Here is a 7229-nt window from a genome sequence, read left to right as displayed (position 1 = left end):
GGGGTGGCCAGGGTGTGTCGGCCGCCTGCCGGGCGGCGGTTGCGGAGGGCCTCGTCGTAGCGGTGCCAGATGAGCGCCGCCACGTCCGGGTCCGCGCCGAGCGGCTCGCTGACCAGGCCCGCGCCCGCCGTGGACAGGCGGTCGTGGAAGAAGCCGGGCGCGAGCACGTACGAGGCGACGGCGACGCGGGCGGCCGGGGTCGAACTGAGGCATTCCATGGCCTCCTCCAGCGACGGCCATCCCGCCGAGGCGAAGGCGGCCGTGACCGGGCGCGCGAGGCGTACGGCGAGCTGGTGGGCGGCGGCGCGGACGTCGGCGAGCGCGGCGGGGTCGGAGGAGCCGGCCGCGCCCAGCACGACCGCGTCCGTGGCGCGCAACCCCGCCCTGGCCAGCTTGCGGGCCAGGGCGGAGGTCAGGAGCCTGTGCGGGCCGAGCCAGCCGGCCACCACGGCGTCCGGGCGGTGCTCAGCGATCACCTCGGGCAGGTCGATGTGGGCGTGGTAGCCGCCCGCCAGGAGCAGCGGCAGCACGACCACCGGGCCGCGGACCACGGGCAGCACCTCGGCGAGCAGCGGCGAGCTGATCTCCAGGTAGCTCAGCTCGACGCGGCGGCCTGGCCGGGCGTTCCTGACGGTTTCCGCCAGGGCCGCCAGGGTCCGCTCCCCCGCGGCGCTGCGCGTGCCGTGTGCGGCCAGGACGAGTGCGGGCGTCATCGATCTCCTCCAGGAGGGACCCCACGTCGTGAAGTCCTGATCGTCTAGCGTGCGGCCGGGGACACCGGGGGTCATCAGCGCTGGGGGGTCAAAGGCCTGCCTCGTACAGGCAGGCGAGGCGGTAGCCGCGCTTGACGACCGTCTCGACGATCCCGCTGGGGCCGAGGGCGCGGCGCAGCCGGGTGATGGCCATCTCCACCGCGTGCTCGGCCGAGTCGCGGGCGATGCTGCCCGGCAGCACGGTACGCAGGTCGGCCCGCGACACCACGTGACCCGGCTTGTCGGCCAGGCGTTTGAGCACCGCCATGGGAGCGGGCGGCAGGGGCCGCAGCTCGCCGTCCACGACCACGGCGTGCCCGCGGATCTCCAGCCGGTGCTCCCCCGTCACGAGCCGGGTGACACCGTGCTCCGGCAGGTGCCTGGCCAGCGCGCGGGCCAGCGCGCCGAGCCGCGAGCGGTCCGGCTGCAGCGTACGCACACCGCGCGCGGTCAGCGGACCGGCGGTGACCGGCCCCACGCAGGCGGCCACGACCGACCCGCCGAACGCCGCCAGCAGCGCGTCCTCCAACCCCTCGGAACGCGCCATGCCGAGCATGGCGTGCACGGCGGGCGCGCTGGTGAAGGCCACCGCGTCGACCGAGCCTGAGAGGGTCTGGTTGATCAGGCGGCGCAGCGGCGAGACGTCGCGGTACGGCAGCCACCGGTAGACCGGGATCTCGATCACCTCGGCACCGGCCCGGCGCAACTCGGCCACGAACTCGTCGAGCGGCTCGCCGTGCTGCTGCACCGCGATGCGCCGGCCGCGCAGGTCCTGGGCGAGGAGGTGCTGCTTGACCTCCTCGCACGACTCGGTGGCGGGAGTCCAGTGGTCGTTGAGCCCGGCGGCGCGTACCGCTCCCCTGGCCTTGGGCCCGCGGGTCAGCAGGCGCGCCTTGGACAGGTGCTCGCCCAGGTCGGTGGACAGCCCCCAGCCCTCTGCGGCGGCCATCCAGCCGCGGAAGCCGACGCCGGTGGTGACCACCACGTCGTCGACCGGGGCTTCGAGGGCACGCCGGGTCGCGTCGAGCAGGTCGGCGTCCTCGGCCAGGGGAACGAGCCGGATCGCGGGGGCGCTGACCACGCGCGCGCCGCGCCGCTCCAGCAGCGCGCCGAACTCCTCCCGCCGCCGGGTCGCGGTCACGCCTACGGTGAAACCCGACAGGGCGTCGGGAGCCGTCTCCGGGGAAGAGCCGCTCTCTAGGGGTAGCGCGCTCATGCCGTCACCTCCAGGTGGTCGGGGAAGCCTGGCCGGGCCCCGAGCACCCGGCCAGGCATCACAGGCACGTGTGACGCAAGTGAGATCACCCTCCGATACTCCTTTCGGGTGGTTTCACCCCTGGGTCCCTTCTGTTACCGCTGTGCTACAAGGCAGGGACTTCGGGATTGGCGCGGGTGATCGCGGGAAACGTTCACGGTGACGGCGCGGCCTATCGGGGAGTTGCGGGTGACGGTCCGGCATATTCGCATGTTCGATGATCCGGTGCTCCGCTCGGTGGCGGAGCCGGTCCACGACTTCGACCGGGAGTTGCGGCGACTGGTGAAGTCGCTGACCGCCACGATGCGGGCGGGAGCCGGCCGAGCCGGTCTGGCGGCCCCGCAGGTGGGCGAGCCGGTACGGGTGGTGGTCTACGACTACGACGGCAAGTCCGGCCATCTGGTCAACCCGCGGCTGGAGCTGTCGGAGCGGCGCGTGGTGGCCGACGAGGCGTGCCTGTCGGCGCCGGGCGTGTGGTGGCCGCTGGAACGTTCCTATCTGGTCACGGCGCGTGGCCGCGACATGTTCGGCAAGTCCGTGACCGTGCGGGCGCTGGGCGTGCTGGCCAGGGTGCTCCAGCACGAGGCCGACCACCTCGACGGCGTGCTGTTCAGCGACCACCTCGAAGCGGCCGAGCGGGAACGGTTTCTCGCGGCGGCGCTCCCGAGCCGAGCTTCCCGCGCTGGTCCGGTGAGCTGATCTCCCGGCCCTGGTCCGGCGAGCTGAGCTCTCGGCGCTGGTCCGGGTCGGTGCCGCCCCAGACGCCGTACGCCTGTCGGGTGGCGAGCGCGTACTCCAGGCACGGCTGCCGCACGGGGCAACCCGCGCACACGTTCTTGGCCCGCTCGACCTGCGACTGGCCCGGACCTTCCATGGAGATCGGGAAGAACAGTTCCGGGTCCAGGTCGAGGCAGGCCGCCCTGCGTGTCCAGTCGAGCATCATCATGACGTTCGCGCCTACCCACGAGTACAGGCGTCATACCTCGGACAGCAACCGGTCCCAGTCCGCCAGGAACCTGGCGAGGCCGTACCTGGCCAGCGCGGCGGTCCTCGCGGCCTTGCCGGCCTGGGCGGCCCGCTCCGGCTCGGCCACGAACGCGTGCAGCGCGTCGGCGAGCACGCTCACCCTGGTGGACAGCACGCCGGCCTCCGGCGGGACCGCCTCGACGGCCTCGGTGGCGGCCAGCGCGACCACGGGCAGGCCCAGCGTCATGGCCTCGACGAGGGCCAGGCCGAGCGAGGTCCAGCGGTAGGGGTGCAGATAGACGCGGCGCCGGGCGAGCTCGGCGTGCATGACGTGCTGGGGCAGGTCCTCGTGGACGCCGTACGGCAGCCCGGCCACCTTCATCCCGAACACGTCGAGCGGCACCCGCTCGGCGAAGCGCGGCAGCAGGTCGGTCCCTGCGACCCTGGTGCGGCGTACCGGCTCGTTGACCACGACGCCCGCCCTGGGCAGCTCGCCCGTGTAGAGGTGGCCGGGGTCGGGGACGCCGTGCTCGATGACGCGCGTGGGCGCCCGGCCGTTGTCCCAGTAGAGCTCGTTGAAGTGGGTGACGTGCACCAGCATGAGGCGGGTCTGGCCGGCCAGCGGATGCCTGGTGCGGGGGACGTCGCCGGCCGGGGTGTTGTGCTCGACGTACACGCCGGGCACGTCGCGGCCGAGCCACTCGCGGGCCAGGCCGGGCTCGTGCGGGCGCTGGTAGACGGCCACGTCCACGTCCTCGTGGCGCAGCAGGTCCCATGGCACCTCGCGGGCGTTCGCCGGCCAGTCGTAGGTGTGGGCGCGTCCCCGTCCGTCGGGGCCGCGGCCGGGAACGAGCGGAAGCACGTACTCGTGATCACCCTTGATGAAGGAGCCGGTCCACGAGCCGTGCACGTGCCAGACCAGGATCCTCACCAGCGGCTCCAGCCCATCGCGCGGGCCCAGGGTGCCGAGACGGCCGCCATGGGGCCTTCGGCGTCGCTGAGCACGCGGTCCACGACGTCGGACAGGTCGTCGGCGACCTCGGAGGCCTCTTCGATCTCCTCGGGCAGCGTCACCCCGGTCGGGACCAGGATGCCCCTGGCGCCGGCGGCCCTGGCCGCCTCCATGTCCCTGCCGATGTCGCCCACGACCACGCAGTCGCGGGGGCTGACGTCGAGCACGGCCGCCGCCCTGATGACCAGCCCCGGCGCGGGTTTGCGGCAGGTGCAGCCGTCGGCGTCGTCGTGTACGCAGATCGCCCACGCGTCGAACGGCCCGAGCAGCTCCTCCACCCTGGCGTTGACCTGATCCATGTCGTCCGGGGACAGCAGGCCCTTGGCCACGCCCGACTGGTTCGTGACCACGGCCACCGGCACCTCGGCCATGCGCAGCCGGCCCAGCGCCTCCAGCGCGCCGGGCATGGGCTCGACGCGGTCCGGGTCGCCGTTGTACGGCACGTCCCTGATCAAGGTCCCGTCCCGGTCGAAAAGTACAGCGCTGGGACGTCGCTTTTCGAACACCATTCACCTCCGTCGCGTGTCCGGCAGCTACCCGGCGCCTTACCCGGCAAACAACTACTTAGAGCGACCAAGCGCAGGCGGCCACGCCTGTTCTGGCACGTCCTGGAGTCGCCCAAGGTTTGAGCACCGCTTCTCTCGGTAGCGGTTCTCGACATCCTGCGGGGGAGGACAGATGAGGTTTCTCGGCATCAACGCCGTCTTCCATGACCCGGCCGCGGCGCTGGTGGTCGACGGGAGGATCGTCGCCGCGGCGGAGGAGGAGCGGTTCAGCCGCCGCAAGCACGGCAAGCGGCCGCTGGCGTTCTCCGCGTGGGAGCTGCCCGAGCAGGCCGCCGCGTGGTGCCTGCGGCAGGCCGGGCTCTCCCCCGAGGACATCGACGCCGTCGCCTACTCCTACGACCCGGCCCTGGTGGTCCAGCGGCCGGAGGGCGACTGGGAGGATCTGCGGACGAAGTACGCGGTGCGCGCCCCTGCGTTCCTCTCCACCGCGCTGCCCGGCCTGGACCCGGGCCAGGTCGGCTACGTACCGCACCACGTGGCGCACGCCGCCTCGGCGGGGCTGGCCGGGCCGTGGCGCGACTGCGCGGTGCTGGTGTGCGACGGCCGGGGCGAGAACGTCTCGCACCTGGCGGGCCGCTACCGCGACGGCGAGCTGGAGGTGCTGGCCGCCCAGGAACTGCCGCACTCCCTCGGCCTCATGTACGAGGACGTCACCGAGCACCTCGGTTTCCTGCGTTCCAGCGACGAGTACAAGGTGATGGCGCTGGCCTCGTACGGCCGGCCGCGGCACCTGGACGCGCTGCGCGAGCTGATCTACACGACGGGCGACGGCGGGTTCCGCGTCGAGCCGATCGACTGGGGCGGCTACGCCAAGGCCCTGCGGAAGAACGCGCCGTGGACGTCCGACCACGCCGACCTGGCCGCCAGCGTGCAGACGCGGCTGGAGGAGGTGCTGCTTGAGCTGGTGCGCTGGCTGCACGAGAGGACAGGGGAGCGGCGGCTCGCGCTGGCCGGCGGGGTGGCGCTGAACTGCGTGGCCAACACGCGACTGCTGGACGAGGGGCCGTTCGAGGAGATGTGGGTGCAGCCCGCGGCGGGCGACTCCGGGACGGCGCTGGGCGGGGCGCTGCACCTCGCGCACGTCCACGGCGAGCCGGCCGCGCCCATGCCTGGCGCGATGCTCGGGCGCGGCTTCACCGACGAGGAGCTGGGAGCCTGGCTGGACGTGGCCCGGGTTCCGTACACCCGCCCGGCCGACCTGGGGGCGGCGGTGGCCGCCGAGCTGGCGGCCGACCGCATCGTGGCCTGGTTCCAGGGCCGTTCGGAGTACGGGCCGCGGGCGCTCGGGCACCGGTCGCTGCTGGCCCATCCCGGGCACGCGCGCAACACCGAGCGGCTGAACGACGTCAAGGGGCGCGAACAGTTCCGGCCCATCGCGCCGATGGTCCTGGAGTCGCGGGCCGCGGAGATCTTCGGGCGGGGGCCGGTGCCTTCGCCGTACATGCTGTTCGTGCACGACGTGCACCCGGACTGGGCGCCGCGGATCCCCGCGGTGGTGCACGTGGACGGGACGGCGCGCATCCAGACGGTCTCGCACGCCGGCGATCCGCTGATGGCGCGGGTGCTGACCGAGTTCGAGGCGCGCACGGGGCTGCCGGTGGTGGTCAACACCAGCCTGAACACGGCGGGGCGGCCCATGGTCGACGATCCCAGGGACGCGCTCGAGTGCTTCGGGTCCTCGCCGGTGGACGTGCTGGCGCTGGGGCCGTACCTGGTGCGGCGCGGTGAGGTGTTCGCCTCATGATCACGGTGGTGATCCCCACCGTCGGGCGGGCCACGCTCGGGGACACGGTGGCGGCCGTGGGCCCGGACGTGCCGGTCATCGTGGTGGACGACCGCAGGGGCGGCCCTCCGCTCGGCGTGCCCCGGCATGTACGGGTCGTACGCTCCGGCGGGAAGGGGCCCGCGGCGGCGCGCAACGCCGGATGGCGGGCGGCGGACACGCCGTGGGTGGCGTTCCTCGACGACGACGTGGTCCCCGAGCCCGGGTGGGCGGAGGCGGTCTGGAAGGACCTCGTCGACCTGCCCGGGGACGTGGCGGGCAGCCAGGGGCGGCTCGTGGTGCCGCTGCCGTCCTGGCGCCGGCCCACCGACGCCGAACGGCACACGGCCGGGCTGTCGGGGGCGCTGTGGGCGACGGCCGACATGGCCTACCGGCGTACGGCGCTGGAGGCGGCCGGCGGGTTCGACGAGCGGTTTCCCCGGGCGTACCGGGAGGACGCGGACCTCGCCCTGCGGGTGACGGCGGCCGGGGGCCGGCTGGTCAAGGGGTCGCGGCGGACCGTGCACCCGGTGCGCGCGGACGGCTTCTGGGCCAGCGTGCGCTTCCAGCGGGGCAACGCGGACGACGCGCTGATGCGGCGCCTGCACGGGCCGGGATGGCGGCACGCCATCGGCGGCGCGCCCGGCCGCCTGCGCATCCACGCCCTGACCACGACCGCCGGCCTCGCGTCCGCGGCCCTGGCCACGGCCGCCACCCTGGCCCGGCGCCGGGCCCCGGGCATGCTGGGGGCGCGGAGCTGGGAACGGCGGATGCCGGGTTCGATGCCGGCGCGGGGCAGGGGAGGGCGAGTGCCGGGCCTGATCCGGGTGCCGGGCCGGGGACTGCGGCTGCGCTGGGGACGGCCGGGGCCGGGCCTGGTGGAGGCGGCGCGCGTTGCGGCGGGGGGCGCGGCCGC

At 74.1% G+C, this 7229-nt stretch carries 8 protein-coding genes; 3 read left to right on the top strand and 5 right to left on the bottom strand.

Translation table 11 applies throughout. The annotated features are described in order from the left end of the window. The coding region (locus tag ITP53_RS52770; RefSeq protein ID WP_195903037.1) for a sirohydrochlorin chelatase at positions 1-713 on the bottom strand (713 nt) is incomplete at its 3' end. 88 nt (positions 714-801) lie between these two features. After that, entirely contained in the window at positions 802-1968 is a 1167-nt protein-coding gene (locus ITP53_RS52765; protein WP_195903036.1) for a uroporphyrinogen-III synthase, read from the bottom strand. A gap of 249 nt (positions 1969-2217) precedes the next feature. Here ITP53_RS52765 and ITP53_RS52760 point away from each other — a divergent pair, with 249 nt between their 5' ends. After that, positions 2218-2706, top strand: coding sequence for a peptide deformylase (locus tag ITP53_RS52760; RefSeq protein ID WP_207757676.1), 489 nt, complete (start codon positions 2218-2220; stop codon positions 2704-2706). Here ITP53_RS52760 and ITP53_RS61610 read toward each other — a convergent pair. Genes ITP53_RS61610 through ITP53_RS52745 form a run of 3 tightly spaced genes read right to left on the bottom strand, consistent with a single transcriptional unit; the run spans position 2618 to position 4494 of the window. Continuing rightward, positions 2618-2947, bottom strand: a complete 330-nt coding sequence (locus ITP53_RS61610; protein WP_456238118.1) for a WhiB family transcriptional regulator — start codon at positions 2945-2947, stop codon at positions 2618-2620. The two genes, ITP53_RS52760 and ITP53_RS61610, sit on opposite strands and share 89 nt — an antisense overlap. Before the next feature lie 36 nt (positions 2948-2983). Beyond that, a complete protein-coding gene (locus ITP53_RS52750) occupies positions 2984-3904 on the bottom strand; it encodes a glycosyltransferase (protein WP_195903034.1) in 921 nt (306 codons plus the stop codon). Then, entirely contained in the window at positions 3901-4494 is a 594-nt protein-coding gene (locus ITP53_RS52745; RefSeq protein ID WP_195903033.1) for a D-glycero-alpha-D-manno-heptose-1,7-bisphosphate 7-phosphatase, read from the bottom strand. The genes ITP53_RS52750 and ITP53_RS52745 overlap by 4 nt, the downstream gene beginning before the upstream one ends. 169 nt (positions 4495-4663) lie before the next feature. Here ITP53_RS52745 and ITP53_RS52740 point away from each other — a divergent pair, with 169 nt between their 5' ends. Both ITP53_RS52740 and ITP53_RS52735 read left to right on the top strand, forming a co-directional pair. Continuing rightward, entirely contained in the window at positions 4664-6295 is a 1632-nt protein-coding gene (locus ITP53_RS52740) for a carbamoyltransferase family protein (protein ID WP_195903032.1), read from the top strand. Further along, a partial coding sequence (locus tag ITP53_RS52735) for a glycosyltransferase family 2 protein (RefSeq protein ID WP_195903031.1) occupies positions 6292-7229 on the top strand: 938 nt, incomplete at its 3' end. The genes ITP53_RS52740 and ITP53_RS52735, both read left to right, overlap by 4 nt.

The organism is Nonomuraea cypriaca (assembly GCF_015645445.1).
GTDB classification, from domain to species: domain Bacteria; phylum Actinomycetota; class Actinomycetes; order Streptosporangiales; family Streptosporangiaceae; genus Nonomuraea; species Nonomuraea cypriaca.
This window is presented reverse-complemented; position numbering and strand designations above follow the sequence as displayed.